1 protein-coding gene and 1 pseudogene are annotated in these 1661 nt (G+C 46.1%); both read left to right on the top strand.

Features of this window, described 5'->3' with window-relative positions; translation table 11 throughout:
• Nucleotides 1-816, top strand: a pseudogene (locus BZL43_RS00010) (hypothetical protein); the annotation flags it as partial.
• A 5-nt stretch (nt 817-821) separates the two neighbouring features.
• Nucleotides 822-1661 (top strand): PoNe immunity protein domain-containing protein (locus BZL43_RS00005; RefSeq protein WP_177409302.1); only part of this gene is annotated, 840 nt, incomplete at its 3' end.

Genomic DNA, 1661 nt, shown 5'->3' with positions numbered 1-1661 from the left:
GGGGTTAGTGGGGAGCATATTGCCGATTACATCTGCGCGGTGGAGTTTGGTTGGGGTAAGGATTGGGATGGGCATGATAAGGGGGCGGATGGGAAGTGGCTTGAGGGTGTGCCGAGTGCGAGTAAGACTGGGAAGCTTTCGGCGGGGGGGAGTCCCAAGGCAAGTCACGTGCTTTACAAGCTGACGGATGGTGCGAATGGGACTGGGATCGATGCGGTCTGGCGCGCTAACCCGGCAAATAATGAAGGCAAGAAATTTGCCATTGTCGAAGCAAAGGCAAGCCGTGATGAAGATGCTCCTAAATTCATGCGCAAGCTTAACTATACTCGAAAACCCGGCATAAGCTCGAAGTTGGGCGTGTCTGGAATAGCTGACCCTAGCGAACTGATCGAACCGATTGAATCAGATGCATCTTCTAGTCAAAGCAAAAACAAAAGCCCGGTAAGCAGCGGCAAAAATAAGCCAGCTAATACCAAACGTGAGGAAGACTTCACGAAAAGGAAAAGAGATCTTTTGGTTCAAATGAGTAGCGAGTGGATCGCGAAGAACATCTCTAAAGCCGTTCTTGGAAGGAGCTTAATAGCCCAGGTAATGAGTTCTTACAGCCGCCACCTATTTTACGCCCCTCTATTTCATACAAGCTTGAGCCCGAAGGAACACGCCAGTGCGCAACTAGGAAGCCTAGAGGAAAGCGCTCACCAAAATCACAAGGCCTTTCATTATTCCGAACATGAAATAAAAGGCTTCGTAAACAAGCGAAAAAAATCCCTGACTAAAAAGCATGGCGCGTTAGACTCGCTCAAGATCGAGGCTTGACTAAAATGAATAAACGACAGAAATTTTTCAGCGAGTACCAATACAACAATTTCTTGAAAGAGCATGACGAGGTCATTAGTTTCTTCAAAACAAATACCTTTCAATCTGACTCACCCGAGGAAGAAGCGACACTGCGCGCGACACACTTCAAGCAACTCGCACTTGACAAGCTTTTCGCCACATATACGGCAGGAGAAGAAATAAGCGCCCTAACACCATTACTTGAAGACCTAATAGTCAAGTACGAAACTCGACAAGCTAAACTCGCCGAATACCAGAAAATACCTGATATATCTCCGCTTGCGATAAATGACTGGCCTGACGAATATGAAGAATGTGTGCAGGTCATAGGATTTTGCGTTCTCTTACATCGTACTGATTTACTTCAGCGCTTTGTAACTCTAATAGATGGAGCGGGCTACGCCGGGGACGATACGCTATACGAAGATCTACTCATCAAACTACTTCCGAATAGACACGATGTAGATCAATGGTTTCATGACGTGTATTCATCTTTGATTCGAGCCATTTATGCAGATAGCAAAGAGGACGCGTCAAAGCATCTGAAAAAATACTGCAACCAATGGTACTCAGCATTTAAACAAGCACCATGGCATGACACTCACTTGCAGGGAGAAAATGGTAATTACGTCGGCTATTGGGCTATAGAAGCAGGAGCTGTCGCTTTTTTGTACGGTGTAGACGACAGCAAAATAGATCATATGGTTTATCCAAAAGACTTGGTTGAGTACGCTCGAAACTATAAGGGTGATATTGGTTCCCAGATTAATCGTATTGTTGCTGGCGAAGCCTGCAGCAAAACGGGCTATTGGTTCAGCCCGGCT

The organism is Pseudomonas sp. PICF141, assembly GCF_002286815.1.
In the GTDB taxonomy this organism is placed as follows: domain Bacteria; phylum Pseudomonadota; class Gammaproteobacteria; order Pseudomonadales; family Pseudomonadaceae; genus Aquipseudomonas.
The sequence above is the reverse complement of the archived record's forward strand: the minus strand, read 5'-3'. Positions and strand labels throughout refer to the sequence as shown.